This window comes from Streptomyces sp. NBC_00154 (assembly GCF_026342835.1).
Classification (GTDB): domain Bacteria; phylum Actinomycetota; class Actinomycetes; order Streptomycetales; family Streptomycetaceae; genus Streptomyces.
Genome location: NZ_JAPEMI010000001.1, coordinates 7,114,602 through 7,141,115 on the forward strand (window position 1 = coordinate 7,114,602; position 26,514 = coordinate 7,141,115).

General features: G+C 68.8%; 19 protein-coding genes, 1 tRNA gene and 1 pseudogene. 10 read left to right on the forward strand and 11 right to left on the reverse strand.

Features of this window, described 5'->3' with window-relative positions; translation table 11 throughout:
* Nucleotides 1-233 precede the first annotated feature (233 nt).
* Both OHA03_RS31850 and OHA03_RS31855 read left to right on the forward strand, forming a co-directional pair.
* Entirely contained in the window at nucleotides 234-1,781 is a 1,548-nt protein-coding gene (locus tag OHA03_RS31850; RefSeq protein WP_267007165.1) for a polysaccharide lyase family 1 protein, read from the forward strand.
* A 280-nt stretch (nucleotides 1,782-2,061) separates the two neighbouring features.
* Nucleotides 2,062-3,138: a protein kinase family protein gene (locus OHA03_RS31855; protein ID WP_267007166.1), complete on the forward strand. Its 1,077-nt coding sequence runs from the start codon at nucleotides 2,062-2,064 to the stop codon at nucleotides 3,136-3,138.
* Between the two features lie 35 nt (nucleotides 3,139-3,173).
* On the opposite strand, the gene OHA03_RS31860 is transcribed toward OHA03_RS31855, so the two are convergent.
* Together OHA03_RS31860 and OHA03_RS31865 are read right to left on the reverse strand one after the other, a co-directional pair.
* Nucleotides 3,174-4,376, reverse strand: a complete 1,203-nt coding sequence (locus OHA03_RS31860; RefSeq protein WP_267007167.1) for a PP2C family protein-serine/threonine phosphatase — start codon at nucleotides 4,374-4,376, stop codon at nucleotides 3,174-3,176.
* Nucleotides 4,377-4,574: 198 nt separating this feature from the next.
* Entirely contained in the window at nucleotides 4,575-6,062 is a 1,488-nt protein-coding gene (locus OHA03_RS31865) for an IS4 family transposase (RefSeq protein WP_267000869.1), read from the reverse strand.
* 381 nt (nucleotides 6,063-6,443) lie between these two features.
* Here OHA03_RS31865 and OHA03_RS31870 point away from each other — a divergent pair, with 381 nt between their 5' ends.
* From OHA03_RS31870 to OHA03_RS31895, 6 genes are all read left to right on the forward strand, one after another.
* A complete protein-coding gene (locus tag OHA03_RS31870) occupies nucleotides 6,444-7,037 on the forward strand; it encodes a helix-turn-helix domain-containing protein (RefSeq protein ID WP_267007168.1) in 594 nt (197 codons plus the stop codon).
* Nucleotides 7,038-7,173: 136 nt separating this feature from the next.
* The gene (locus OHA03_RS31875; protein ID WP_267007169.1) at nucleotides 7,174-8,052 is read left to right on the forward strand and encodes a trans-aconitate 2-methyltransferase; all 879 of its coding nucleotides are present in this window, start codon (nucleotides 7,174-7,176) and stop codon (nucleotides 8,050-8,052) included.
* A gap of 617 nt (nucleotides 8,053-8,669) precedes the next feature.
* Nucleotides 8,670-8,924, forward strand: coding sequence for a WhiB family transcriptional regulator (locus OHA03_RS31880; protein WP_267007170.1), 255 nt, complete (start codon nucleotides 8,670-8,672; stop codon nucleotides 8,922-8,924).
* 17 nt (nucleotides 8,925-8,941) lie between these two features.
* A complete protein-coding gene (locus OHA03_RS31885; RefSeq protein WP_267007171.1) occupies nucleotides 8,942-9,226 on the forward strand; it encodes a YkvA family protein in 285 nt (94 codons plus the stop codon).
* Nucleotides 9,227-9,667: 441 nt separating this feature from the next.
* On the forward strand, nucleotides 9,668-11,971 hold the full coding sequence (locus tag OHA03_RS31890; RefSeq protein ID WP_267007172.1) for an FUSC family protein: 2,304 nt from the start codon (nucleotides 9,668-9,670) through the stop codon (nucleotides 11,969-11,971).
* Between the two features lie 180 nt (nucleotides 11,972-12,151).
* Nucleotides 12,152-12,225: transfer RNA gene (locus OHA03_RS31895), tRNA-Met, on the forward strand.
* 241 nt (nucleotides 12,226-12,466) lie between these two features.
* Here OHA03_RS31895 and OHA03_RS31900 read toward each other — a convergent pair.
* The 3 genes from OHA03_RS31900 to OHA03_RS31910 all read right to left on the reverse strand — a co-directional run bounded on the left by OHA03_RS31900 (nucleotide 12,467) and on the right by OHA03_RS31910 (nucleotide 16,121).
* Entirely contained in the window at nucleotides 12,467-13,681 is a 1,215-nt protein-coding gene (locus OHA03_RS31900) for an IS110 family transposase (protein ID WP_267007173.1), read from the reverse strand.
* A gap of 996 nt (nucleotides 13,682-14,677) precedes the next feature.
* Complete coding sequence (locus OHA03_RS31905; protein WP_267007174.1) at nucleotides 14,678-15,526, reverse strand: MIP/aquaporin family protein; 849 nt, start codon at nucleotides 15,524-15,526, stop codon at nucleotides 14,678-14,680.
* A 94-nt stretch (nucleotides 15,527-15,620) separates the two neighbouring features.
* Entirely contained in the window at nucleotides 15,621-16,121 is a 501-nt protein-coding gene (locus tag OHA03_RS31910; RefSeq protein ID WP_267007175.1) for a carboxymuconolactone decarboxylase family protein, read from the reverse strand.
* A gap of 47 nt (nucleotides 16,122-16,168) precedes the next feature.
* On the opposite strand from OHA03_RS31910, the gene OHA03_RS31915 reads away from it, so the two are divergent.
* Complete coding sequence (locus OHA03_RS31915) at nucleotides 16,169-17,620, forward strand: PLP-dependent aminotransferase family protein (RefSeq protein WP_267007176.1); 1,452 nt, start codon at nucleotides 16,169-16,171, stop codon at nucleotides 17,618-17,620.
* A 219-nt stretch (nucleotides 17,621-17,839) separates the two neighbouring features.
* Here the strand turns inward: OHA03_RS31915 and OHA03_RS31920 are convergent, their stop codons facing one another.
* From OHA03_RS31920 to OHA03_RS31935, 4 genes are all read right to left on the reverse strand, one after another.
* Entirely contained in the window at nucleotides 17,840-18,379 is a 540-nt protein-coding gene (locus OHA03_RS31920; RefSeq protein ID WP_267008237.1) for a TIGR00730 family Rossman fold protein, read from the reverse strand.
* A 134-nt stretch (nucleotides 18,380-18,513) separates the two neighbouring features.
* Nucleotides 18,514-18,717 (reverse strand): hypothetical protein, encoded by a 204-nt coding sequence (locus OHA03_RS31925; protein WP_267007177.1) that lies wholly within the window; start codon nucleotides 18,715-18,717, stop codon nucleotides 18,514-18,516.
* Nucleotides 18,718-18,784: 67 nt separating this feature from the next.
* A complete protein-coding gene (locus tag OHA03_RS31930) occupies nucleotides 18,785-19,585 on the reverse strand; it encodes an alpha/beta fold hydrolase (protein WP_267007178.1) in 801 nt (266 codons plus the stop codon).
* Between the two features lie 153 nt (nucleotides 19,586-19,738).
* Complete coding sequence (locus tag OHA03_RS31935) at nucleotides 19,739-20,314, reverse strand: TetR/AcrR family transcriptional regulator (protein ID WP_267007179.1); 576 nt, start codon at nucleotides 20,312-20,314, stop codon at nucleotides 19,739-19,741.
* Nucleotides 20,315-20,591: 277 nt separating this feature from the next.
* Between OHA03_RS31935 and OHA03_RS31940 the strand changes: the two genes are divergently transcribed.
* Nucleotides 20,592-22,052: an MFS transporter gene (locus OHA03_RS31940; RefSeq protein WP_267007180.1), complete on the forward strand. Its 1,461-nt coding sequence runs from the start codon at nucleotides 20,592-20,594 to the stop codon at nucleotides 22,050-22,052.
* A 231-nt stretch (nucleotides 22,053-22,283) separates the two neighbouring features.
* On the opposite strand, the gene OHA03_RS31945 is transcribed toward OHA03_RS31940, so the two are convergent.
* Together OHA03_RS31945 and OHA03_RS31950 are read right to left on the reverse strand one after the other, a co-directional pair.
* Nucleotides 22,284-22,781 (reverse strand): DUF6234 family protein, encoded by a 498-nt coding sequence (locus OHA03_RS31945; protein WP_267007181.1) that lies wholly within the window; start codon nucleotides 22,779-22,781, stop codon nucleotides 22,284-22,286.
* 354 nt (nucleotides 22,782-23,135) lie between these two features.
* Nucleotides 23,136-25,798 (reverse strand): annotated as a pseudogene (locus OHA03_RS31950) (SpoIIE family protein phosphatase).
* Nucleotides 25,799-26,514 lie beyond the last annotated feature (716 nt).

Consider the following 26,514-nt stretch of genomic DNA (forward strand, 5'->3'; position numbering starts at 1 on the left):
CGTCTCAACTTCTTGACGGGTCAAAGCGGGTGACGTACCGTCACCGCTGTTCACATACACGAACTCGGTTCTCATACGGAAATCGCTGTGGAATCGGGGATGGCCTTCACCACCCACATCTGGGCCGACCGGCGAGCTGCCCGGCAACAGGTCGGCAGCCTCGACGGCCCGCCGAAATGAGCACGGTACGTAGCAGCAACACCCAGCATTCGACAACGAAAGGTGAGGCGAGGATGAGACGACCAGTCGCACTGCGACTCAATGCGGCACTGGCCACGATGGCCCTTGCGGCCGCGACCGGTGTGGTCATGTCGATGCCCGAGGCGTCGGCAGCAACCGGTACGGCCACCGGCTACGCGACCCAGAACGGTGGGACCACCGGCGGTGCGGGCGGGCAGACGGTGCGGGCCACCACGGGGACCGCGATCCATGCGGCCCTGTGCGGCCGGGCCAGCAGCAGTACCCCGATCACCATCGAGGTCGAGGGGATCATCAATCACGGCAACACCGCCAAGGTGTCGGGCGACAGCTGCAACACCGCCGACGGCGTGATCGAGCTCAAGCAGATCAGCAACGTCACGATCGTCGGTGTCGGCAGCGGGGCGGTCTTCGACCAGCTGGGCATCCACATTCGCGAGGCCAGCAACATCATCATCCAGAACGTGACCGTCCGGAACGTCAAGAAGTCCGGCTCGCCCACGTCCAACGGTGGTGACGCCATCGGCATGGAGAGCGACGTCCGCAACGTCTGGGTCGATCACGCCACCCTTGAGGCGTCGGGCGGGGAGTCGGAAGGGTTCGACGGCCTCTTCGACATGAAGGACAACACCCAGTACGTGACCCTGTCCTACAGCATCCTGCGCAACTCCGGCCGCGGGGGCCTCGTCGGGTCCAGTGAGACCGAGCTCTCGAACGGCTTCATCACGTACCACCACAACCTGTACGAGAACATCGACTCCCGCACCCCCTTGCTGCGTGGCGGCATAGCCCACATCTACAACAACTACTACGTGAAGCTCAACGAATCCGGCATCAACTCCCGAGCCGGGGCTCGCGCCAAGGTGGACAACAACTACTTCAAGGACTCCAAGGACGTCCTGGGCACCTTCTACACCGACGCGGCCGGCTACTGGCAGGTCAGCGGCAACACCTTCGACAACGTGACCTGGTCCAGCCCCGGCAGCGAGAACAACCCTGCCGGCCCCAACCCCCAGTCCAACACTACTGTCAGCATCCCTTACCCCTACATCCTCGATGCGGCCAGTTGCGTGCCGGACATCGTGACCCAGACGGCAGGGGCCAACAAGGGGCTGCAGGTATCGAGCGGCAACTGCTCGCCGCAGACTCCGACACCGACACCGACCACCCCCACGCCCGACCCCACCACTCCCACGCCGGACCCCACCCAGCCCAGCGGGACCAACCTCAGCATCGGCGCCGGCTCCGACGGCTCCAGCAAGGCCAGCGGGACGAGCTTCGGCAACGTGCGGGACGGTGACATGAGCACCTTCTGGTCTCCGGCCGGCTCGACCGGTTCCATCTCGATCAAGTGGGCCTCCGCCACCGCCGTATCCAGGATCAACATCCGGGAGGCGTCAGGGTCCGCGGGCAGCATCGGATCGTGGAGGGTCATCAACGGCGACACCGGCGCAGTCCTGACCTCCGGCAGCGGTGCGGGCGTCATTGCGGTTCCCCGGACCTCGCTGAGCAAGATCACTTTCGAGATCGTCAGCTCGACGGGCACGCCGAAGATCGCCGAGTACGAGACCTACGCCGGCTAGCGGCACGGTCGCGCCGACCGTCCGGGGGCCGGCATCCCAGGACACGCCGGGCAGCAGCAACGGGGGCCGTCGCATCCGACGGCCCCCGTTCAGGTCGATCGGCAGTGCGCGGCGGTCACAGCGGAGCGCGGTGAACCGTCGGGGTTCTGCGTGTTGAGACTTCTTGGTTCGTCGGGCCGTGACACATCGGTGCTCAGGATGCCGGCCGGCTGTCAGAGATAGGGTCGATCGCATGCACGGGATCGCTGGGGCTGTTGGTTCGGGTATTGAGGAGTCGTCGATGGACCACCCGGACCCTCGGCATGTCGCACGCCTGGCCACGTACGGATCCGTTTCCACGCACCTGTCGCTGATGAGCGACCATCGACTCGGCGAAGTCGTGGCCGAAGCCACCCCTCTCGGGTCGGGCATCGGGGGCAGGACGGCGGAGCTCGAGGTCGATGGGGCCCGAGTCTTCGTCAAGCGAGTCCCTCTGACGGACATCGAGATGCGGTCGGAGAACGCACGGTCGACAGCGAACCTCTTCGGGCTGCCGATGTTCTATCAGTACGGGGCGGGCTCAGCCGGCTTCGGGGCCTGGCGCGAGCTGGCCGTGCACACGATGACCACCAACTGGGTCCTCGGCAACGAGTACGCGGGTTTTCCAATGATGTACCACTGGCGGGTCCTGCCGGACGTCCCGCCCCTGGGATTCGCCGACGCTCTCGGGGGCATCGACGGGGCGGTCGCGCACTGGGAGGGCTCGTCAGCCGTGCGTGATCGGCTGGAGGCCATCGGCCGGTCTTCCTTCAGTCTGGTGATCTTCCTGGAACACGTCCCGCACACACTTTCTGTCTGGCTGGGCGACCAGCGGAAGGCAACTAGGGCAGGCGAGGACGGCCCGACGTACATGTGGGCGGAGGAAGCCCTGACGCGTGGAGCCGCCTTCATGAGCTCCCGCGGACTCGTTCACTTCGATGCCCACTTCAACAACATCCTGACCGACGGCCGGTTGATCTACTTCGCCGACTTCGGCCTCGCCCTGAGCTCCGGGTTCGAACTCTCGCAGGATGAGGCCGAGTTCCTCACCGACCATCTCGCGTATGACCGCTGCTACATCGCGAACCATCTGCTTCGCCACCATCTGCCCGACGGCGTGCGCGGCAAGCTGGAGCACGAGGCCTTTCTGCGCAACTGGATTGCGGGCGAAAGGTCCGAGGCGGTCCCGCCCGCGATCGCCGCGATCATCGACCGGCACGCCCGGGCTGCCGTCGTGCTGGACGGGTTCCACCACCGCCTGCTGACGGTGAGCAAGCGGACACCGTATCCGGCCGCGGACATTGAACGGGCCAGGCCGGGTGGTTGTTCAGTGGGATAGAGGCGGGTGGGATCGGCCGGCGTTCGCCGGCCAGGTCACAGGCGGACGACGACCACGGCCGTGTCATCGGTGGCGGAGCTGAGGTCGATGAGTTCATCCGCCAGTGCCTCGACCTGACCGTTGCCGTGGCGAGCGAGATGGTCGGCGAGGCGCTGCAGGCCTTGGTCGATGTCCTCCCCGCGGCGCTCGATCAGCCCGTCGGTGTACAGGACGAGGGCGGCGCCGTCGGCGTAGGTGGTGGAGGCCTGGGGCCGGGGGGTGTGTTCGAGGCTGGCCCCCAACGGCGGGTCGGTCGCCTGGTCCAGGAAGCGCACGCTGCCGTCGGGATCGGCCAGGGCCGGGGGCGGGTGGCCGGCGCTGCTGTAGGTGATGCGGTGGTCGGCCCAGGCGATGATGGCCTGCACCGCGGTGGTGGACAGGGCGCCGTCCACGGAGCGGGCGTACAGGTCGAGTCCGTCGAGTGCCGATGCGGGGCCGCCCACGACCCGGATGGCGGCGCTGAGGGCACTGCGCAGCTGGCCCATGACGCCGGCTGCGGCCAGGCCGTGCCCGACGACGTCGCCGACGGCCACGGCGTACTTGCCGTTGGAGAGCTGGGTCACGTCGTACCAGTCCCCGCAGACGTTGAGGGTGTGGATCGCGGGGCGGTAGCGGACAGCTGCCTGGTGGCGGGCGAGGGCCTGGGGGGCGGGCAGCATCGAGTCCTGGAGCGCGAGGGCGATTTGCCGTTCGCGGGCGTTGGTCTGGCGCAGTCGCTCGTTGACCTGCTGCAATTCGCGGGAGCGGGCGTACAGCTCGAGTTTCATCTGGCGACGCCGGTGATCGGCGTCCGGGCCCCCGGCGCGGACGAGGTCGGTGATTTCCTCGAGGCGGTGCACGATCAGCGCGACCTGCCCGTCGGAGTCCAGGACGGGGGCATTGATCGGGCTCCAGTAGCGCTCCGCGAACACTCCCGGCCGGTCCGGTTCCTCCAAGTCGTGGCGGATAGGGCCCGCAACGTCCTGGGCGCGGCTCTCCAGCACCCGGCGCATTGACGCCTTCTGGTCCTCCATTTCGGATTCGTCGTCCTGCGGGAAGGCGTCGAACACGTACTGGCCCATGAGTTCGTCGCGGGTGCGACCGACCAGATTTTGATAAGAGGGGTTCGCGTCCAGAATGACGAATACGGAATTGAGCACCAGCATTGCGCTGGGTGACGCCTCGAAGATGGCGTGGTAGTCGATCCCCGGTTCTCTCACGGCACACCCCGGACACGTTGGCGATCGAGTCCGCCATTCGTTCTCCCCTTCTTCAGTATGCTGTTGGGCTGCCATGGTCGCCTGCCGGCCGCATATACCTGCCATGGCAGCCGTGAGCCGGCAGGCATGTCATGGTCTGTGCCCGGCGAAAAACTCCGTCCGACCTGCAATGCCGGTGAGTTAGCGCGTCGGTGCAGGTCAGGTGGGGTGCTTGGTGACTTTGAGTGTGTAGCGGACGTTACTGGGAGTGCGGGTCTGGTCCCGTTTTCTGACCTCGAAGGTGTTCTTGGACGGCTTCTTGATGCGCTGGCACTGCCGGTTGCGCCGGGGCGGCAGGAGGGCGGCCAAGAGCTCTGTGGTGGCTTCGCGGCGGGCGGCGGCCAGTGTGGTGACGTCGGCTGCGGCCTGGGCGGCGACGGCCAGCCGGGCGAGCTGCACCGTGACGGTGAAGGAGATCCGGTCAGGATCGGTCCCGCCGTGTTCTGCCGCGCGCGTCTGCAGTGCGCATAGTGCCTGGTAGACGGTGAGAAGGGCGTAGATCTCCTGGTAGATCAGCTCGGGCGCCTTGGAGCGCAGGATGAATCCGGCGCCGCGCAGGCGGTTCTTCAGTTCCGCGAATCCGTTTTCGATCTCCCACCGCTGGTGATATGCCCTCGCCAGCTGGTGGGCCGGGGCGAGGCGGTGGTCCAGCAGGCTGGTGACCAGCCGGAACGTCTCGGTGCGGGGTGGGCCGGCCTGTGGGTGGATGGTCACGGTGTACTCGATGATCCGTACCAGGTGTCCCCGGGGCGGCTCGGTCAGGGTGCGTCCGGCCGCGCGGGCCTGACCGTGGCGGATGTTCTCCGCGGGCGTGCGCATGATGGACAGGTAGGACCCGTCGGACAGCACCCGCAGCGGCACGAAGACCAGGTTCTTCTTGATCCGCCAGGCCAGGTGGGCGCCGGTGGCGCGGGCCAGGCCCCACAGCTGGTATCCGGCGAAGTTGCGGTCGGCCAGCAGCAGCATGTCCCCTCGCAGGGAGGCCAGCAGCCGGCGGGCGAGCTTGTGCTCGCTGAACCTGGCCACGGCGTCGAAGGCCGCGTCGACCAGGGCGTGGGTGCCGCATTCGGTCAGGGCCATCAGGCGGACCTGTGGGTGTCCGCTCTGGTTGACACCACCCTTGCCGGTGAAACCGAACTCAGCAGCGTTTGCCGGGGTGTCGGGGACATCCAGCGCGGTGCCGTCCCAGGCGACCAGCCGCAGCCCGAAGGCGAACGCGCCCGGAGTGACGGTCGTGGCCAGCGTGCCGCACCGCCGCTCGAACAGCGCCTGCAGCGGCTTGTCGCCCAGCCGCTGCCGGGCCCGTGTCAGGGCCGAGCTGGTGGGCAAGCGCTGCACACACAGGCCTGGCAGATGCCGCAGCTTCTCCGTCAACGTGCGCAGGACCGACCGGTATCCCGGCGGCCCGGCACTGTCGGAGCTGCTGAACAGGCACAACGCCAGGATGAAGTAGACCACCGCCCGGGCGGGCAACAGCCGGCGGCGACGCTCGCCGCAGCCGGTCAACTCCACGACCTCGTCAACCAGTTCAGGGCTGATCTCCTCGGTCAACACGCCGAGACGGACGTGCTCGCCAAAGCGCCGGTCCGTGGGGGTCACCAGCCTGTTCAACGGGGCCTGGCTGCCCTCGGTGATGGCAGACGACATGCGGACGATGGCACACTGAGTACCCAACGGAGTTCCCTCGCGGACAGTCGGATCTTGGTCGATCTTCTGTCCTACCGGGAACTCCGTTGCCGTGTCCCGGCCTCCGCCGACACGTCACCAGAAGTGACGGATCACGCAACGTCACCAGGGGATATTCCCAACCAAACCCCGCACTATCAAGTGCCTGACCTGCACCGACGCGCTAACTCACCGGCATTGGTCCGACCTGGAACGCGGGCGTCTCGTGAAGCGCTGTGTGCGGTGCTCAACGGTCTTGTGACGAGTCCGCGCGTCGCCTTTCCAGATGGTGAGCAAGGCCCGAGCGGGCCCTCACGTGTTCACACCGAGCGCAGCTTGCGTATGAGGCATACAATATTGCTTATGACGCAAGATGACGGTGGGCTCGACAGCCTGGTACGCAAACGGATCCGCGCGCTGCGGGTGGCACAAGGCTGGTCTCTTGACGACTTGGCCGCCCGAGCCCGGCTCAGTCCCTCCACGCTCAGTCGGATCGAGACCGGTCAGCGCCGCCTTGCTCTGGACCAGCTCGTCACCCTCGCCCGCGCCCTGGACACCTCGCTCGATCAGCTCGTCGAGACGGCCACAGACGATGTCATCTCCAGCCCGATGATCGACGCGGCCCACCAGCTGATGCGATGGCCTGTCCGGGCGGACCCGGGCATGACGGTCGTGCGTCAGCGGATGACGGATCCGCCGCCCGACAGCCCTTCGCGCATGCGTGCCCATCCCGGCCACGAATGGCTCGTTGTCCTCTCCGGCACCGCGATCCTGTTGCTGGGCAACCGCCGCTTTCGCGTAGAGACCAATCAGGCCGCGGAGTTCCCCACGATGCTTCCGCATGCCATCGGCGCAGAGGGCGGCCCGTGCGAGATCCTGGGCATCTTCGACCGCGACGCCCGCCGTGGGCACCAAAGTGGCGAGAGCGCAAGGGACGCCGGTCGCCCGTCGCAGTGATGTGAGCGCCACGCAGCCGCCTCTCCTTGCCTCAGGTCGAGAGTCGCTTGCCATTTCAGCAGTCCGAGCAGCCATCATCTTGCGCATTCGGGAAGCGACCGTGCCGGACGCCTGTGATCCTCTTAGCGTGGGTGCCATGACACACAGATCCCCGCACGCAGCGCACGACCAAGGCGCGCACTCGGTCCACCAGCACGTACAGCAGCAGGACGCCGACGGCCAGGCGGAGATCCTCGACCTCGATGCGGAAGTGCTCGCCGAGCACATCGCCTCCATCACCGCATGGCTGCCCGTCAAAGCCGCCCCCCGTCACATGGTGGACCTGGGCAGCGGGACCGGAGCCGGCACTCTCGCATTGCTCAAGCGCTTCCCCGATGCCGAGGTGACCGCCGTCGACACCTCGACCAGCCACCTGCATCGCCTGCTCGAGAAGGCGAAGTCGGAAGGCCTGGCCGGCCGGGTGCATACCGTTCAGGCCGACCTCGACACTGCCTGGCCCGACCTCGGCACGCCCGATCTCGTGTGGGCGTCAGCTTCCATGCACCACATGGCCGACCCTGACCGCATCTTGCGCCAGGTCCACGACACGCTCGTGCCAGGCGGGCTGTTCGCCGTGGTCGAACTGGCAGGCTTCCCGCGATTCCTGCCCGAGGACGCGCCAGAAGACCGGCCCGGACTCGAGGAACGCTGCCATGCCGCACTCGACCATCACCATGCCGAGCACATGCCGCACCGCGGCGCCGACTGGGGGCCCAAGCTGACCGCCGCCGGCTTCACCGTCGAGGGCGAACGCACCATCACCGTGAACCTCGGCCCGCCCCACCCCGAGGCAGTCGGCCGCTACGCACTCGGCAGCCTGCGCCGCATGCGCGGCAGCGTCGCCGAGGCGCTGACGGTCGAAGACCTGACCGCTCTCGACCAGTTGGTCAATACGGACAGCCCTCGCAGCATTCTGCGCCGCGACGACCTGACGGTACGCACCGAGCGCAGCGTATGGGCAGCACGACGCAACTGAGCAGCGCGTTCTCACGCGGCGGGGGCCCACCAGGCAGTGGGCCATCCGTCTTGTTCGGAGACGTTCAGGCGCCGGGACGCAGGCTGTCGCGGCCCCTTCCTTCCTGGCTCAAGTCCGGCCTGCTTTCCCGACGGGTCGGAGCGACGGCCGGGCAGCTGATCCCTCAACTTGTTGACCACGCGGTCTTCCTGCCTCCGGAGGGCAGAAGTGAACTGCTCCGGTAGGTCCGGTCATTGCCGCAGGAGAAGCGCACGGTGCCCGTCCGGGTTCCACGATCGCACGAGCACTACCAGCCGAGCGTCAAGGCTGCCCTCCTTCGCATGCCTGCCAACCGAAATCTGGACTGGATGAGCTTCGCCAGGGTTCTGCGCACAGTGTCCGGCCTGTACGTCAGCGCGTCCACGATCGGTCGAGTCGGGCACGGCAGGGTGAAGCTGACCCGCGACCTGCCGGCCGACTTTGCGGCTTGGCGACGATTGGCCTGGGCGCAGGATGCGCGCTGCACCTGTACGAGGGTGGGCATCGCGGTGAGCAGAAGCAAATGGGGTTTCAGGGGCCTGTTGTAGGTCACCCGCAACGTACCAACCGAACGAGGACAACCATCGGGAGTGAGGCAAATGGAGAACTGGCGCATGCAGGCGGCCTGCCGTGACGAGGACCCCGACCTGTTCTTCCCCATCGGAAGCACCGGCCCGGCGCTCGTGCAGACGGAAGAAGCGAAGGCGGTGTGCGGCGGATGCCCGGTTCGGGAGCCGTGTCTGGAGTGGGCCATGGAGCACGGTCAGGACGCCGGCGTATGGGGCGGTCTGGGTGAGGCCGAACGGCGTGCGCTGAAGCGCCGCACCCGCAGGCGGGCTCAGGGATCCGGATAAGGATGGATGATCAGCCCATGGACCTCACGGCTTGGCTTTTCGTCGGCGTGGTTGCCGCACTGCTCACCATGGGGGTCGCCGGCGTCCTCCTGATCCGGCTGATCCGGGCAAGGAAGCTGCTGATCGACGCAGGGGTCCCGCTGCGGAACAAGGCGTTGGTGTGGGCGGCGGCGATCTACACCGTATGTCCCGTCGACCTGATCCCCGACCCCGTCTATCTCGACGACATCGGGTTCCTGCTGCTGGCACTGCGCTCGCTCTCAGCCCACGGCCGTGGGCTGCCCGGGCGCCGCTCTGCTTGAAAAGCTTGAAAGGGGCGGACCGTCCCGCGCCCATCCGGATCGCAGGCGCACGGTGGCATACGGGACTTGTCCAGCCCGGGAGTCAGGGACTCGGAGGAACGCGACAGTGGAGGTCATCCGAGATCGCCCCACTGGAACCGGGACTGAACAGGGCTCACTGGGAGGCACGGGGATACAAGCCCCTCCACGGCTCTTGGTCCCGCCGGAGACCCGTCCGAGATCAGCTGGACGAACCGCCGGATGCGAGGCCCGCATGTCCCGTGGTGGGGGGGCGGGCCGGGCATACCGGCCCGCCCCCCGATGAGTGATCAGGATGACCAGGCCGTGTCTCTCGTTCCACCCCTTCTCGTCCGGCATGTACACACAACCGCTTGATCACTCGAGCGGGACGGCGAGGCCAGGGCGAGCGTTGACGCGTGCCATGCTGGAACTTCCGGTTTTATGGTGGCGAGCGGGGAAAGCGGCAGGGTGAGGACAGTGACACGGGCGAGCCGGACGAGGATCTGGGACCGGTTCTCGGCTTCCGACCCCGGACTGTTGCGGCTGATGGCCGGCCTGCGGACAGTCGGCGCCATCGCGCTCACGCTCGCGGTCCTGGCGTTGCTCAAGACCGATGTGACCCACATGGTGGCCGGTGCCATCGCGGCCATGGTCGCCACCTTCGCCATCAAGGAGAAGCAGCGGCGCGAACAGGCCATCACGCTCGCGCTCGGCCTGCCGGTGGCGCTCGTCGCGATGTCACTGGGAGCGCTGTTGAGCACCGAGGTCGTCGCGGGCGACCTCGTCTTCCTCGCCTTGATCTTCGCCGCGGTCTACAGCCGCCGGTTCGGTGATCGCGGTACGGCCCTGGGACTCATCGGGTTTCAGATCTACTTTGTGTCCCTGTTCGTCGGGGCCGCAGTCTCCGCGCTGCCGGGGCTGTGCGGAACACTGGTCGTCGCGTTCGCCTGCAGCGCGGTCGTGCGGTTCGGCCTGGTTGTCGAGACGCCCGAACGCATTCTGCTGCGACTGCGCGAGGCCTTCCGCGCCCGCCTCGCCCAATTGGTGTCCGCCCAGATCGAGTTGCTCGACGCCGGGCCGGACCACGTCGAGAAGGCACTGGAGGACGTACGCCGGCACACCGCGCGCCTCCACCAGAGCGCGATGATGATCCAGGGGCGGCTGGAGGAGGGCACCAGCGACAGCGCCACCGCCTTGCTCGTGCAGCGCCGTGTCGCCGACGCCGAGATCGCCGCCGAACGGCTCGGCGTACTCATCCTCACCGCGCGCAGCTCCGAACGCGCCGATACGCTCACGCTTCATCTGCCGCACGCGCCCGCGCCGCCGCCCGGCAACCGCCTGCGCACACAGGACGACATCACCGCGACGCTGCGCCGTGATCTCCACGCGTTGCGCCTGCTCGTCGCCCGTCCGGCTTCGAACAATCGCGGCGCCGCGGTGGCCCACCTGCGCAACCGGCTGCTCGGCTATCGGGACGAGGAGAATCTGCCGCGCGCCTCCGTCCCCGTCCAGGACGTCTTCCGAGGCATCGGGGAGGCGGCGCGCGGTGTCATGGGCCTGCGGCTGGCCCTCGACGGGCCCCAGGACGAGTCCGACGACACACCTGCGACGACGCGTTCCCGCGAGGAACTGGACGCAGAGGACGTCGCCATCGCGCAGGCCGAGGAGACCGAGCCCGTCGAGGATGTCCGCAAGGGACTGGAGCGTCCCACGACCCGTGCCGCGGTCCAGGTGTCGGTGGGTTCGGCGCTGGCCATCGTGGGCGGGGAGTTCCTCTCCAGTCAGCGCTGGTACTGGGCGGTGCTGACCTGCTGGGTCGTCTTCCTGAACACGGCGTCCACCGGGGAGATCCTGGTCAAGGGCTACCGTCGGCTGCTGGGCACGGTTCTCGGCGTCGTCGCCGGTGTCGGCCTGGCGGGCCTGGTGGGCCACCACACCTGGACGGCGTTCGCACTCGTGCTGCTGTTCATCTTCGCCATGTTCTTCACCGCGCCGCTGTCGTACGCCCTGATGTCCTTCTTCGTCACGGCGGCACTGGGGCTGCTGTACACCCTGCTCAACACCTACAGCTCCGCGGTGCTCGTCCTGCGCATCGAGGAGACTGCGCTCGGCGCCGCCTGCGGCGTGATCGCGGCGGCCGTGATCCTGCCGGTGCACACCGATCGCCGCACCGACGAACTCCTCGGCACGGTGCTGACCCGGCTCCGTGACGTCACCGATGCCGCGGTGGAGCAGCTGAGCGGCGGGCCCGCGCGCGATCTGCTGGACATGGCCCGGGACCTCGATACGGCACTGGAGGATCTGCGTTCCTCCACGCAGCCGTTGACCCACCCGATCACCCCGCTGCGAGCCCGCCGCCAGACCGCTCGCTACGTCGTGGCGCTGCTGGAGACGTGCGCCTACCACGCGCGTTCGTTGGCGGCGACGGCCCAACTCCTCCCGAGCAGCAAGAGCGTCGCCGCGGACCCGCTCCTGAAGGGAGCAGGCCGGCGCATCGCCCACAACATCGACGTCCTCGTCGCGCGTGTCGAGGACGACGACAGCGACGGCGTGGTGGAGACCGGCGCGAGCCTGGCCTCCATGCTGGAGACGGACAAGCCCGGCTCGCCCCGCCACGACCGCGTCACGGACCGTGTCCTGCGGCATCTGCAGCGCCTGGACGAAGGGTTGATCGGTCTGGCCCGCCCCCTCGGGGTGTCTGTCGCGACACCCGACCGGGCGTCGTCTCGGGGCGGGGGCGCGTAGCAGGGCCGGCGTTCCCGTACTGAACGCCGCGAAAGGTCCACTGCCGCGTCTCCTGGCGTGGGGCGAGACTCGGATGGTGCTCATGGCCGGCCAGCCGCGCTCACAGATGCGCTGACACTGCCTCCGAGCGAAAGCCGATTCGGCCGAGCCGGGTCGGTGCCGTACAGTTCAGCGTACCGACGCGGGGTGGAGCAGCTCGGTAGCTCGCTGGGCTCATAACCCAGAGGTCGCAGGTTCAAATCCTGTCCCCGCTACTCAGACGTGAAGGCCCGGTGGGTACCGGGCCTTCGCTGCGTCTGCCCCCGCTCGAACCTGGTCCGCGCGCGAGCGAGCATGCGCTTACACGGTAGCCAGAGTCGCTGCCGTCGCCCCCGCCGCAAGCCACATCAACGCAACCGGCCCGATCAGCTCAACCAGGTCCCAGTCAATGATGCTCAGGATTTGCCACGGCGCCGTCGCGACTCTTCACGTGGACCTTGATGCTCCTATCGTCGGTCAAGCGGCATCGAGCCAGCTGCGGTAGGCGTCGGCGAAGGTGTCGTCGCGGCGGAGTCCTCGTTCGATGTTGGAGATGACGGCGGGCCAGACTCCGAAGTGGTTCGCTGCGGCGGTGAGCGTGATGTTCTTGGCCTGGCGGGTGGGCCTGAGGTCCGCGATCTCGGGAACCTCGACTGCGGTGGTCAAGAGGCGGAAGATCTCCCGGGCGATGGCGCGTTTGAGCAGCCGGATGATCTCCTTTTTCGTCCGGCCGGCCTTGGTTTGACGCTCCACGTAGTCACGGGTGCGCTGGTCACGGCGAATGCGGACGAGCGCGATGCGGTAAAGGGCCCCGTTCGCCGCGCGGTCACCGCCGCGCGAGAGCCGGTGACGGTTGGTCTTGCCACTGGAGGCCGGAACCGGGGCGACACCGCACAGGGCGGCGAAGGATGCTTCGGTGCGTAGGCGGGCGGGGTTGTCGCCAGCGGTGATCAGCAGTTGCGTAGCGGTGTCGGGTCCGACGCCGTAGGCGGCGCGCAGGCCGGGGTTGAGCTGCGTGACCAGGGCGTCCAACTCCGCTGTCAGAGCGGCGTGTTCAGCGGTCAGGTTCTGGACGCGTCGCGCGAGCGTGCGCAGGGCGGTCAGGATCGGGACATGGACAGGGGCGTTGCCGACCCGGAGCCGGACCAGGGCGTCGATGCGCTTGTCGCCCCGCAGCACTTCGTACTTCGTGCGGATGCTGTCGGGCGCGGTGATCAGAATGTGTCCGATCTGGTTCAGCGCCGCTGTACGGGCCTTGACGGCGGATCGTGCCACGTTGTGCAGAGCCCGGATCCCGGCGACGGCATCGCCTTTGGGGGCGCTGGTGGCCCGGCCGGACACGACCGCACGAGCTGCGGCATAGGCGTCGATCGGATCGGACTTGCCGATCCTGCGGCGCTCGGCCTTGTCCGGCCGGTTGACCTCGACCACGGTCAGACCGGCCTTGCGGGCCGCGCGCGTGAACCCCGACCCGTAGGAGGACGTGCCCTCCACGCCGACGGCGGCGACGGTGCCGTGAGCAGCCAGGAAGGCCAGAGCAGCCGTGTATCCGGCGGCCGTTGTGGGGAACTCGGCATCGGCGACCTGCCCACCGCGGTCGGTCACCACGGCAACGTGGACAGTGTCGGCATGAGAGTCCACGCCGCCGATCACCACGTGTTCGACGGCTGCTGCAGTGTCCGTTTCTGTCATGCTGGAAATGCCTTCCTGACCGGAGGTGGCTCCAGCCGGGTGGGGCAGACAGGACAGTGATGGGGCCTCTGGCCAGGCTCCTATGAGGTCATGTTCCACCCGGCCGGGGCCTCGGGAACGGGCCCCGGCAGCCGGACAGACCAAGGCGAAGACAGCCCAGCAGGACGTCAGTCAGTGATCGAGCCACGACCACCGGGAACCCGAATACCACTATCACTGTCGGTGGTCGTGGAGATCGTCTGACGTCCACGGCAGGCCGACATCGTCCAGCACTGCCGTGACGCGTACGGACGTTGAGGGCGTCGGCGGGTCGGGTGCTCGAGGAACGCCGGGAGGCCGGGAGCGAGTGCGGCCCGATGTACACCGGCGCACCTCGTGTACCCGTGTGTGATTTGGCGTCTGCGGTGTTGTGGCGGGGGCGGCATCGTCAGATGTGGCGGTCCCGTTCGGGGCATGCAGGCCCGCGACGGCCGAGGAATCGCACGTTGGAGCCCGTCTCAAGTCGCTCTTGTGCCGCGAAGCCGTATCGCCACGTCTCATGTTCGGGTTGCCATCCGCGGGAGCGGGCCAGGGCGTTGGACGCTCCCCGTGCCCAGCTCTGCCGTCCTGATGTGGCTTCTGGGGTGGGTACGCCGAGAGCCTCGGCCAGGACGGGCAGCCACTGGCGCCCCTGCGCCGGTTCGTCGTCCACGATGTTGACAGGGCCGGATGGCCAGTTCAGGGCGGCGACGGTGGCTCTTGGGGGATGTCGTCCTTGGAGGCCTGGATGTCGTTCACTCAGATGCAGCGCAGTTGCGTGTCGCGTATGACGACGCCGATCGGCAGGCGCGGCTCGGCAGAGGCAGCGTGCCCGGGAGCGACTTCACCCCAGTGCCCTCGGCCGCCCGCGGGGGAGTACGGCCTTGTCGGCGGCCCGCACCACCCACCGGACTCATCGGCCTTCCCTTCTGTGCCCCCTGCGTTGTGATCCCCCGGCTGCTCGGTGGTCCGGGTCCTTCATTCAGGCGGGATTCCCGTCGGAGCCGGGGTGTGGCTCGAGGCCCGTCGGCTCACGCCGACGGCGGCAGCGTTGCCCTCCGGTGGCGAATGCTTGCTCGCTGGTACCCGCACTCTGTGTGTCAGTGGCCCGCACCGGCTGAGAAGGTGGTGCAGCCAGGTCCCCAGGACCGCTCCCAGGACCGGTGCGACCAGGTAGATCCACAGATCGGTGCCCTGCCCGGCGAGTGCGGCAGGGCCGAACTGGCGGGCGGGGTTGATCGAGCCGCCGCTGCGGGGACCCAGGACAGCGATTACCAGGGCGACGGACAGTCCGATGACGTAGGGCACCAGGCGTGCCAAGCGGGCATGGGTCATGGTGAACCCGACAGCGACGATGATGATCGTCATGCTGCCCGCCTCGGCTGCGAAGACGGACGCGGGATGCCAAGTGGGTGCGGGCACGATCGCCGCATAATTCACCGACGGAAGCGAGACCGCAGGCCCCCACACCAGGCGCCCAAGACCTGTTCCCGCCGCGGAACCGGTGAGTTGGGCCAGTACGTAGGGCACAACGCTGCGCCCAGGGGAGGCGCCCATGAGCCACAGGGAGACCGTCACGGCGGGATTCAGGTGGCCCCCACTGCGCCGGCCAGGCGGGCTGAATATCAGCCCGGTGAGGATGGCCCCGCTGACGACGCCGATGACGGCGAGCGCGACGTCGAGGCCGCCGACGTACAGAGCGGAGTCCGGGTCACGTAGCCACATGACGACCGTCACTGCCAGGAAGAGCATGACGGTCGTGAGCGCGAACTCGTCGGCGGCACGCGCCAGGTGCAGCCGACGTGACTGAGAAGAGACGGTGCTCACCAAAATCTCCTCGTGTTGGCCTGCCGGAGGCAAGATCGGAGCCGGGATGGTGCTGAACAGCGGGCCCGGTCGTCCCGGACCCGCTCCGGACCCATTAGCCGGCGGGGGTGTAGTGGCCGGGGACGAGGCGGGTGGAGACGCCGAAGCGGTTCCATGCGTTGATCGTGGTGATCGCGACGATGAGGCGGGCCAGCTCGCTCTCGTTGAACTCCGTCACGGCCCGCGCGTACACCTCGTCCGGCACGAACCCGTCCGTGAGCACGGTGACCGCCTCGGTCAGCTCGATCGCCGCAATCTCCTTGGCCGTGTAGAAGTGCCTCGACTCCCGCCAGGCGTCGAGCTGGAAGATGCGCTCCGCCGACTCGCCTGCCGCAAGCGCATCCTTGCTGTGCATGTCCAGGCAGAAGGCACAGTGATTGATCTGAGAGGCGCGGATCTTGACCAGGTTCAGCAGGACGGGCTCGACTCCCTGCTTCGCCGCCGTGTCCAGGCGGACCATGGCCTTGAATGCCTCCGGGGCGAGTTTCGTCCAGTCCAGACGGGGTGCGTGCTCGGGAAGACGTTCCAGGCTTTCGTGTGCTTCGTTCGTGTTCATGGCTGCAACGCTACGCATCCAGTGGCACTGAAGTAGGGTCCATTTCTGTGACAGATTCACAGACCAATTCTGAGACCGGTCCGCCCCCCGAACCCGGCACCGACCTCCATCTGGAACTGCGCGGACCCGGGCTGCGCGCCGGGCTCACGAACGCCCTCCGGGACGCCGTGCGCACAGGGCGGCTGGCGCCCGGCACCCGGCTGCCACCATCCCGCTCGCTCGCCGCCGATCTCGGTGTCTCCCGCAACACCGTGACCGACTCCTACGCCGAACTCGTCGCGGAGGGCTGGCTCACCGCCCAACAGGGGTCCGGGACCCGGGTGGCCACGCGGGCCGAACCGCGTCGAGCCACACCCGCCGCCTCCCGCGCGCAGCCGACCCGGAAACGTCCCATGTACGGCCTGCAGCCGGGTTCTCCGGACCTCGCGAACTTCCCCCGCACGCAGTGGCTCACCGCTGCCCGCCGCGCCCTGACCTCGGCACCCCACGACGCCTTCGGCTACGGCGACGCCCTCGGTCAGGTCCGACTGCGCACCGCCCTCGCGGACTATCTGGCACGGGCTCGCGGGGTGTACGCCGAGCCGGAGCGGATCGTCATCTGCTCCGGCTTCCACCACGGGCTTGCGCTGATGGCACAGGCGCTCGAGGCGCGACAGGTCCGGGCGGTGGCCGTCGAGTCGTACGGACTCGACCTCTATCGCGACCTGCTGACCGGCGCCGGCCTGCGCACCCCGCCCGTCTACGTCGACGAATACGGCGCGTGCACCGACGACTTGGCACGGTTGGACGGTATCGGCGCGGTACTGATGACACCCGCCCACCAGTACCCGACGGGGGTCGCGCTGCGCCCGGACCGTCGCACGGCGGCTGTCGAGTGGGCGCGGCGCACCGGTGGGCTGATCCTGGAGGACGATTACGACGGGGAATTCAGATACGACCGTCAGCCGGTGGGCGCCCTGCAAGGCCTCGACCCCGACCGGGTGGTGTACTTCGGCTCGGCAAGCAAGTCACTGGCGCCCGGGGTGCGGCTCGGCTGGATGGTCCTGCCGGAGGAACTCGTCCCGGAGATCGTTGCAGCCAAGGGGTACGGCGACTACATGTCGAGTGCGCTCGAACAGCTGACGCTCGCGGAGTTCCTGACGTCAGGCGCGTACGACCGTCATGTGCGGTCGATGCGGCTGCACTACCGGCGCCGCCGCGACCAACTGGTCACGGCCCTGGCCCAGCGGGCCCCCCACGTCCGCGTGACCGGCATGGCCGCCGGACTGCAAGCAATCCTCGAACTCCCACACGGAACGGAACGCTCGGTCACCCAGGCGGCAGCGCGGCAGGGCCTCGCAGTCAGTGGGCTCGCCGAGTTCCGCTACGAGCCGCCGGAGTCCGGCCGGCGGCTGCCCGAAAACGACGCGCTCGTGGTGAACTACGCGGCCCCCTCGGACAGTGCGTGGACGGGTGCGCTTGACACACTGTGCAGGGTGATTCCCGAGACGCAGGGTTGATGCCGTCGGCAGGGCCGCCGCGGCCCGGATGCTGCTTCAGGTGGTCGACGACCGGGGTCCGATGCCCTCGACCTGCCACCCGCTCTCCATGCGTGGGTCGGCATCATGAACCGAATCAGCCCTCGTGACCGCGGTTGAGCAGGCAGCGGGCCACCGATGCGCCGCCTCCGGAACCGGCCTCGGTGCATCAGACAAGTGGGACGCACCGCCGTGGTCGACTCACCGCATTCCGACGGATTCCTCCAGGTAGGCGAAGGCGTCGGCAGCCTCGTCGGCGGGGAAGAACAACTCGTCCAGGGGTACCGGCAGGAATCCCTCCTCCTCCATCCGGCGGAGTTGGAGTGTCAGACCGTCGTAGAAGCCAGCCGTGTTCAGCAGCACCACCGGCTTGTCGTGCAGGCCGTGCTTCTTCAGCTCCAGGATCTCGGTCACCTCGTCCAGCGTGCCCAGGCCGCCCGCCATCACGACCACTGCGTCCGCGCGGGCGAGCAGCAGGGCCTTCCGTTCGGCGAGATCATCGGCGAACACCATCTCGTCGGCGTCCTGCCTGGCCCACTCCCGCAGAAAGGTGACCGAGACCCCTACGAGTCGCCCTCCGGTCTCCCGCACCCCATCGGCGACGACCTTCATCAGCCCGGTATCGGATCCACCCCACACCAAGGTGTGACCACCCTTGCCGAGCAGCTCCGCCAGCTCGCGGGCAGGTCGGGTGAAGTGCTCGCCGAGGTCTGCGGCGGACAGGAAAACACAGATCTTCATCGTGGTGGGCGCTGCTGTCGTCATGACTCCGACCGTACGTACTGGACATTCCGGCCGCATGGACCAATTCCCGGGTGGCGGAGGGGGCCAATTCGCCGCCGGGCAGTTCCTGGGCACGCGCCCCGTCCGCGCGGTCAGATCCTCGACGGCGAGCATCCGTAGCCTGCCAGGGGAAGCCCGATGTACGCGCGCAGCCCTGCCTGAGTGGCCGGAAGTCTGTAAGTGGTGAGGTTCTCGCTGATGTCACCTGCTGTGTTCCACCATCCTTCGCTGAGGTCGGCGAGGGCATGCATCACTTCGTCCAGGCCGGCCAGCAGGATGTCGTCCGCAGTGATCACGGCCGCATGATCTCAGAGCCCCTCCCGACACCGGTACCCGCCCCAGCGGGCGGGCCGCCGGAATCTGTCAGGCGAGGTCCTTCAGGAAGTCCGAGAGCGCGGAGTGGAGGGTTCCTGGCTGTTCCAAGTGCAGGTCGTGGCCGGTTCGGGGGATGCTCATGGCCACGGTGGTTGGCCGCTGCCGGAGCATGTCCTCGGTTTCCTGCCGAGGGATGAAGCCCGACTGGGCCAGGACGACCAGGGTCGGGCACGTGATCTGCGCCCACTCGTGCCAGAAGGAACGCTGGGCGTTCTCCGCCAGCGAGCGGGTCATCACCTCGCGGTCGAAGCGGGGCCACCATCCGCCTCCGCGCTCTTCCAGCCCGGCTGCCCAGCCTTCGCCGACGGGTCCGCCGCCGAGGAACTGGGCAGCAGCCTCGCGGGAGATGAATGGTGTCGGCCACGAGTCGAGCCAACTGCCGATGTCGGCAGGGACGTTCGGGTTCGGGCCGCCTGGGCCGGCCTCGACGAGTACCAGTGCGCGGACCTGCTCGGGGTGTGCGGCGGCGGTGAGCATGGCCGTATGCCCGCCCAGCGACTGGCCTACCAGGACAGGACGCCGCAGAGCCAGTTGGTCCACGACGGCGATGACGTCGGCGACGTAGGCGTCGCGGGAGACATCCTGCGGGTGGCGTTCGCTGGCGCCGTGTCCGCGCTGGTCGAGCGCGATGACCCGATGCCGGGGGCTCAGTCTCTGTGCCGTCTGGTCCCATTCGCCTGCGTGACCGGCCAGTCCGTGCAGCAGGACGACGGGCTGCCCCGGCCCGCCCCAGTCCCGGCAGACAAGTCGGACGCCGTCTCGCGTCACGGTGTGCTCGGACCATGCCACGTGGGACCTCCAGGGGGATCAGCTGAGTTTGAACATGCCGCAAGAGTCTCGGAGCGTGCGACTGGCGGCCGCGTTCGATGCGGGCTCCGGCGCGGACGCGAGGGCGACGGGCTGGGGCGCGTTCATGGCCTGGTGGCGGTGGGGTGGGTTTTGTCAGGGTCGGTGGGTGCGGACGCCGTCCAGGGCGATGTTGAGGATGTGGTCGCGTTGGTCCGGTTCGGGGTAGGTCGCTCCGGTGATTCCGGCGACCATGCGGATCAAGTCGTCGAAGGTGATGTCGGTGCGGGCCTCGCCGGCTGTCTGGGCGCGGGCGAGGAGGGGGGCGCCCGCTTCGTACATGGACGCGCGGCAGGAGGTGAACACGGCCGACTGTGTGTCCATCGCCTCGCGGATCGCGCGTTTGGTGGCCATGTAGTCGACGAAGCGGCGCAACCATGTGGTGAGTGCTTGCCAGGGGGCCTCTGCGGCGACTTCGTCGGCGACCCGGCACAGCGCGTCGACCTCGTCCGCGTAGACCGCTTCGAACAGTTCGGTGCGGGAGGGGAAGTTGCGGTACAGCGTGCCGATGCCGACGCCTGCGCGGCGTGCGATGTCCTCGAGTGAGGCGTCGGCGCCGTGCGCGGCGAAGGCCTCGCGGGCAGCGAGCAGCAGCGCGTCGTAATTGCGTCGCGCGTCGGCGCGGCGAGGGCGCCGGGCCGCGACGATCTCGTTCACCGGGGTGTGCGCCACAAGGGACTCCTGACTTGAACCGGAGGCGCGCCTCCGTTAATGTGGAGGCGTACCTCCACTTTAGCAGTGGGCGGGCAGCAGCACTCGCCGTGCCCCGTCCCGGACCCTCCATCCTCCCGACGCGGCAGTGACGCCGCGCTCCTCATCGTGCCTCCGGGCACCCCCGCGCCCCCCATCGGCGCGGGCACCCGTTTCCCCTGTCGGAGCGAGCGGCCTCTCGCCGCGCCCCTTGCGTGAAAACGGCCTGCCCGCATGCCCGAGGAAGAAGAAGCTGACTGTGTCCGTACCATCTCGCCCGCGGTCCTCGCACCGCACCACCTTCGCCGTCCTCGCGGCCGGCTCGGGGGTTTTCTCCCTCCTGCAGTCGCTGATCGCGCCCGCCCTGCCCACCGTCCAGCACGCGATGCACACCTCGCAGACGACGGTGACCTGGGTGATGACGGCCTACCTGCTGTCCGCCTCGGTCTTCACCCCGATCCTGGGCCGCGTCGGCGATCTGCTCGGCAAGAAGCGCACGCTGGTCGCCGCGCTTCTGACCGTACTCGCCGGCTGCCTGCTCGCCGCGCTCGCACCGAACATCGGCGTCCTGATCGTGGCGCGTGTCGTCCAGGGCATGGGCGGCGCCCTGTTCCCGCTCTCCTTCGGCATCATCCGTGACGAGTTCGACTCGTCACGGGTCGGCTCCGCCATCAGCAACCTCTCCGCGGTCATCGCGGCCGGCAGCGGCCTCGGCATGGTCCTGGCGGGGCCCACCGTGGCCGCGCTCGACTACCACTGGCTGTTCTGGCTGCCGGTCATCGTCGTCGCGGTGACCGTCGTGCTTGCCGTCCGGCACATACCCGAATCGCCCCGGCGGGCCGAGGGCAGCGTCCACTGGCTCGGTGCCGGGCTGCTGTCGGCGTGGCTGGTGGCACTGCTGCTGCCGCTGAGCCAGGCGGGCTCCTGGGGATGGGGATCGGCCCGGGTCCTGGGCCTGCTCGCGGCCGCCGTCGTCCTGTTCGCCCTGTGGCTCCTCGCCGAGGCCCGGGCCGCGCATCCGTTGATCGACCTGCGGATCATGCGGCTGCCCGCCGTGTGGACGACCAACACGGTCGCACTGCTCTTCGGCGCGGGCATGTTCGCCCTGTGGTCGTTCTTGCCGGCCTTCACACAGACCCCGGCCGTCGCCGGGTACGGGTTCGGGGCGGGCGTCACCGGAGCCGGTCTGCTCATGCTGCCGATGCTGGTCGCGATGTTCTTCTCCGGGGTGCTCAGCGGCCGCCTCGCGCCGGTGTTCAGTGCGAAGGCCCAGCTCGTCACCGGCTCCGCGCTCGCAGCGGCGGCCGGTGGGCTGCTCACCGTTCTGCACGCACAGACCTGGCAGGTCGCTCTCGCCGCGGGCATCTTCGGCCTGGGCATCGGGCTGGCTTTCGCTTCGATGGCGACGCTCATCGTGCACAGCGTCCCGGCCACTCAGACCGGCGCGGCGACCGGCATGAACGCCAACATCCGTACGATCGGCGGCTCGCTGGGCGCCGCGGTCACCGGCCTCCTGGTCACGGCCCGTCTCCAGCCGACGGGCCTGCCCCAGGAGTCCGGCTACACCCACGGCTTCGCTCTCCTGACGGCCCTCTGCCTCGCCGCCGCTCTGATGGCCCTGTTGATCCCGTCCGCCCGCACGGTACTGAGGCGCCGGGACACCGGCTCCCCGGACGGCTCACGCACGCCGCGGGAGACGGCGGGAGTGGTTGCCGAGTAGACCCCGGCTCCCGTTGACGGTCAGCGGTTGCTCAGTCGGCCGCGGATGTCGTCGAAGTGCTGGTGCACTGCGGCTGTTGCGGCCTCTGCGTCGCCGACATACAGTGCCGCACCGCCCGGCAGGGTGGGGCATGGCCGCACGGGCCTGACTGGGCATCAGAACCCGGACAGCTCGCGCGGCCTGCGCCGCGCCCGCACTCATGACAAGGTTCATCGATCGCGGGCCCACCCGTCAGGATCCGCCGCATTCGCTGTTGTCGCCGCCGGACCGGCACAGCGCACCGGGGTTGATGGAGGGGGAGGTCGGGACGGGCTGTGGGTGCGAGTTACGGTCCGCGTCGTTCATTCCGATGACGGCCACCAGGACCAGGGCCAGGCCGGCGAGGACTTGGACGCCGAAGCTGATGAATGCGCGGGCCATGAACAAGAGGAGGGCGGAGACCAGGACGATGCCGCCGACCACGCCCACGTAGGTGAAGGGGCGGGTGAGGGAGACGGACGAGTTGTCGGCTGCAGGGTCGAACATCTGGTAGCCGGCCGCGTCGAGTCCGAATACGAACGCGATGAGCGGGGCGATGACGTCGATCGCGAGGAGGCCGATGGCGAGTGCGATGTCTGCGGCCGGGTGCAACCCCCTGCGCCGTTGCGGCGGCAGAAGATGGTTGCCCCCTGTATAGCGGGGGTGGCGAGTGGGCGACGGCGGGGGATCGGGGGCAGGGGGCGTGGTCATCCGTCCAGCGTCCCTCAGAGGCGGACCGGGGTCCTGAGTGGAAGTACTCAGGATCCCGGCGGGTGGCCGGTGCAGGACCGACGAACCGGTCGACTTCGACGCCTGGGCGCCCTTACCCGCACCCCTCGGTGTCGTAGCTGACGGTGGCGTCCGACCACGGCCGCCCGCATCGAGGGCCGCCGGTCGGCGTCCGCGTGCCACACCGCCCCGGCGCCAAGGGCGGGGTGGCGGTGGGCGCGCTGTCCGGATGCCACCGTGAGCGGACCGCTGGGCATTCGAGGTGCGGAACCAGACCGCAGCGAAGCGAGACGCGTGCAGGCACCGCCGCTGCGGCGCCCGTGTGGCTGAGCCCTGTCATTCGTCCCATTGGCTGAGGAGCACGTCGGCCAGGCCGGTGCCGGGTTTTGCGGCTCTGTCGTGCAAGGCCTGCTCGGACCAGATGATCTTGCCGCGGGCGGTGTATCGGGTGCCCCAGCGCTGGGCGAGCTGGGCGATCAGGAACAGCCCCCGGCCGCCCTCGTCGGTGGCCGCCGCGCGGCGCAGATGCGGCGAGGTGCTGGAGCCGTCGGCGACCTCGCAGATCAGACTGTTGCGGTCGTGCAGCAGGCGCAGCCGGATGGGCTGGGCGCCGTACCGGATGGCGTTGGTGGCCAGCTCGCTGACGATCAGCTCGGCGGTGAAGGCCAGCTGGTCGAGGCCCCAGGTCTCCAGCCGACGGGTGACGTCAGCGCGGACGCGGGAGACGACCGCCGGATCGGACGGTACGTCCCACTCGGTGACCTGGCCGGGGTCCAGCAGCCGGGTGCGGGCGATGAGCAGAGTGACGTCGTCGTGGGTGCGCTCAGGCTGCAGGGCGTCGAAGACTGCCTGGCAGGTCTGTTCCGGGGTGCGGTCGGGGTGACCGGTCAGGGCGTCTCGCAGGAGGTCCAGGCCGGTGTCGAGATCGCGATGGCGGTCCTTGATCAGCCCGTCGGTGAACAGAGCCAGCCGGCTGCCCTCGGGCAGCTGCAGTGCGGCGCTTTCGAACGGGAGGCCGCTGCCCAGGCCGAGGGGTGGTGAGAGGGGGGTGTCGGGGAAGGTGACGGTGCCGCCGGGGTGGACCAGGGCGGGGCCGAGGTGGCCTGCGCGGGCGATGGTGCACACCCCGGAGGTCGGGTCGTAGATCGCGTACAGGCAGGTGGCCCCTGTGATCTCCTGCCCGTTCTCTTCGGCGGCAGCCTCGATGGTGTCGATCCGGGCGACCAGCTCATCCAGGTGGGCCAGCAGCTCATCAGGGGCCATGTCCAGAGCGGAGAAGTTGTGGACGGCGGTGCGCAGCCGGCCCATGGTGGCCGCCGCGTGCACCCCGTGACCGACGACGTCGCCGATGACCAGGGCCACCCGGGTGCCGGGCAACGGGATGACGTCGAACCAGTCGCCGCCGACCCCCGCCTGCGCTGGCAGATAGCGGTGGGAGGCCTCCACGGCGCTCTGTTCGGGCAGCCCCCGCGGCAGCAGGCTGCGCTGCAGGGCCACGGCCATGGTGCGCTCGTGGGTGTAGCGACGGGCGTTGTCGATGGCGACCGCCGCCCGGGCGGCCAGTTCCTTGGCAAAGGACAGATCCTCCTCCCCAAAGGCATCAAAGGCCTGGGCGCGCCAGAAGTTGACCAGCCCCAGCACCACGCCGCGCGCCCGCAACGGCATACTGATCAGCGAGTGGATGCCGTAATCCAGGATCTGCCGGGCCCGCTCGGGATCCTGGGCCTGCCAGCTGTCCGTCGTGCGCAGGTCGGCCTCGAGGACTGCCCGGCCGCTCGCCACACCCGACGCTATCGGCGTGTTGGGCGCGAATCTGATCAGTTCCCCCACCGGGTAGAGCGGCGAGTCCTGTCGGACGCCGCTGGTGGCCGCGCGACGCATCTCGGTGATGCCCTCGGCGGGCTCGTCGCCCCGCAGGACCGGCACCATCAGTTCGACGGTGACGATGTCGGCGAAGCGTGGGACCGCCACATCGGCGAGTTCCTGGGCGGTGCGCGTCACCTCCAGTGTGGCGCCGATCCGTACCCCTGCGTCATAGAGCAGCTTCAAACGCCCCTGTGCCACCTCCGCTCTGCCCGCCAGCGCCCGTAGCTCAGTGGTGTCCCGCAGCGTCACCGCGCTCCCGGCAGGCCCCCCGTGGAGGCAGGTCGGACGCACGTTCACCGCCAGCAGACGGTCACCCGCCAGATACACCTCATCGGTCGCTACCCGCTCGGAGATCAACAATTCGGCCATGCGCGGCTCCAGGCCCAGGTCAGTGACATGGCGCCGCTCCACGTCCGCGGGGAGGCCCAGCAGCCGCCGCGCCTCGTCGTTGACCAACAGCAACCGCCCGTCACCCCCGACGATCAGTACCCCCTCTCGCACCGAGTGCAGCACCGCGTCGTGATGCTCGTACAGCCGGGTGATCTCAGCCGGGCCGAGGCCGCGGGTCTGGCGCAGCAGCCGCCGGCTGAGAACCGCCGCTCCGCCCGTGGTGACGACCACCGCGCCGACGGCAGCGCCCAGCACGGCCGGCAGCTGCCCTGTGACCCTGTCGCTGACATGCTCGAGTGTGATCCCGGCGCCGACCACGCCGTCCACCGTGCCATCCGGCCCCTTGACGGGGACGAAGACCCGAACCTGAGGGCCGAGAGCGCCCACAGCCTCCTCCTTCACGGTTCGCCCAGCCAACAGGGGAGCCATGTCCGTAGTGGTGCGGACTCCGGCTTGGCCCGAGACGGAGGAGAGGGCGTAGTAGATTCCGTCCCGGTTCAGAACACACCCAGAAAGTCCACGCCGGAGCCTGTCTGGGCCTTCGCGACCTGCGGCTGCAGTATCGCGGTGGGATCGGGTGACTTCAGGGCTTGCGCGATTCCCGGAGAGCTGGCGAAGCCCTGTGCGACAGCGAGTGATCGATTGTCGGCCTCGCGAGTGCTCTCGCGCTGGGCCGCCAGCGCGAGCATGACGACGGCCCCGATGGCCAGTAGCACCACGACCGCTACCTGCAGTACGAACATCTGGCCGACAACGCTGCGGACACTCAGCACCGAAGGCGGCCCTTTTCGCCGGCTGCGAGCGGAACAGTCCAAGAACCGAGCGTCCGGAGAAGACCTGGGCCGGATTCGAGATCTGCACATAAGTCAATCTTGCGCTTGCCCATCAAGCCCCGGACCGATCACATGGGCACGGTCACAGACCGAGGCCCGGAAGCGAGACGCGGCGGGGGAGGCAGGGCCGAGTGGATCCCGACCTGGTCACCGAAGCGGACTTCACCGTTCTCGGCCTTCGCCCTGGACCGGATCGCCGGCAAGATCTCCTCATGCCGGACGCGGACCGCTTCCGGGGCCTGCTCGACCGCCCGCTTGTCCGGACGTTGGACGGTCGGCCCCCAGCACTTGAGGTAATGCCCACGGCCGGTTCGGTGAACCTGACCCCGTACACCTTGAAGATCAGCTCGCTATCTGCCCTGCGTCCACAACCGACCGGAAAGCCGCAGGCCGGAGGGGATGTGATCGAGGACAGCCTGCCGGGCAGCGGCCCGCCCGGTCTCGGACAGGACCTGTGCTCACCCGTGGCGACGGCCTCGCGGGCGCGACAGCAGTGCGCCCGCCAGTCGGCCTGCCACTGCCGACCAGTGGTCCACGGCCTTGACCGATAGTTGAACAGGGCGGCAACCTCTACCCGGCCCCGGCCCCGGCCCCGGCCCCGGCCCCGGCCCCGGCCCCGGCCCCGG

Bases quoted from the DNA above. Each gene is read 5' to 3' on its own strand.
- OHA03_RS31850 (WP_267007165.1), top strand. From the start codon at position 234: ATGAGACGACCAGTCGCACTGCGACTCAATGCGGCACTGGCCACGATG.
- OHA03_RS31855 (WP_267007166.1), top strand. From the start codon at position 2,062: ATGGACCACCCGGACCCTCGGCATGTCGCACGCCTGGCCACGTACGGA.
- OHA03_RS31865 (WP_267000869.1), bottom strand. From the start codon at position 6,062: ATGTCGTCTGCCATCACCGAGGGCAGCCAGGCCCCGTTGAACAGGCTG.
- OHA03_RS31870 (WP_267007168.1), top strand. From the start codon at position 6,444: ATGACGCAAGATGACGGTGGGCTCGACAGCCTGGTACGCAAACGGATC.
- OHA03_RS31875 (WP_267007169.1), top strand. From the start codon at position 7,174: ATGACACACAGATCCCCGCACGCAGCGCACGACCAAGGCGCGCACTCG.
- OHA03_RS31880 (WP_267007170.1), top strand. From the start codon at position 8,670: ATGGAGAACTGGCGCATGCAGGCGGCCTGCCGTGACGAGGACCCCGAC.
- OHA03_RS31885 (WP_267007171.1), top strand. From the start codon at position 8,942: ATGGACCTCACGGCTTGGCTTTTCGTCGGCGTGGTTGCCGCACTGCTC.
- OHA03_RS31890 (WP_267007172.1), top strand. From the start codon at position 9,668: ATGGTGGCGAGCGGGGAAAGCGGCAGGGTGAGGACAGTGACACGGGCG.
- OHA03_RS31900 (WP_267007173.1), bottom strand. From the start codon at position 13,681: ATGACAGAAACGGACACTGCAGCAGCCGTCGAACACGTGGTGATCGGC.
- OHA03_RS31910 (WP_267007175.1), bottom strand. From the start codon at position 16,121: ATGAACACGAACGAAGCACACGAAAGCCTGGAACGTCTTCCCGAGCAC.
- OHA03_RS31920 (WP_267008237.1), bottom strand. From the start codon at position 18,379: ATGAAGATCTGTGTTTTCCTGTCCGCCGCAGACCTCGGCGAGCACTTC.
- OHA03_RS31945 (WP_267007181.1), bottom strand. From the start codon at position 22,781: ATGACCACGCCCCCTGCCCCCGATCCCCCGCCGTCGCCCACTCGCCAC.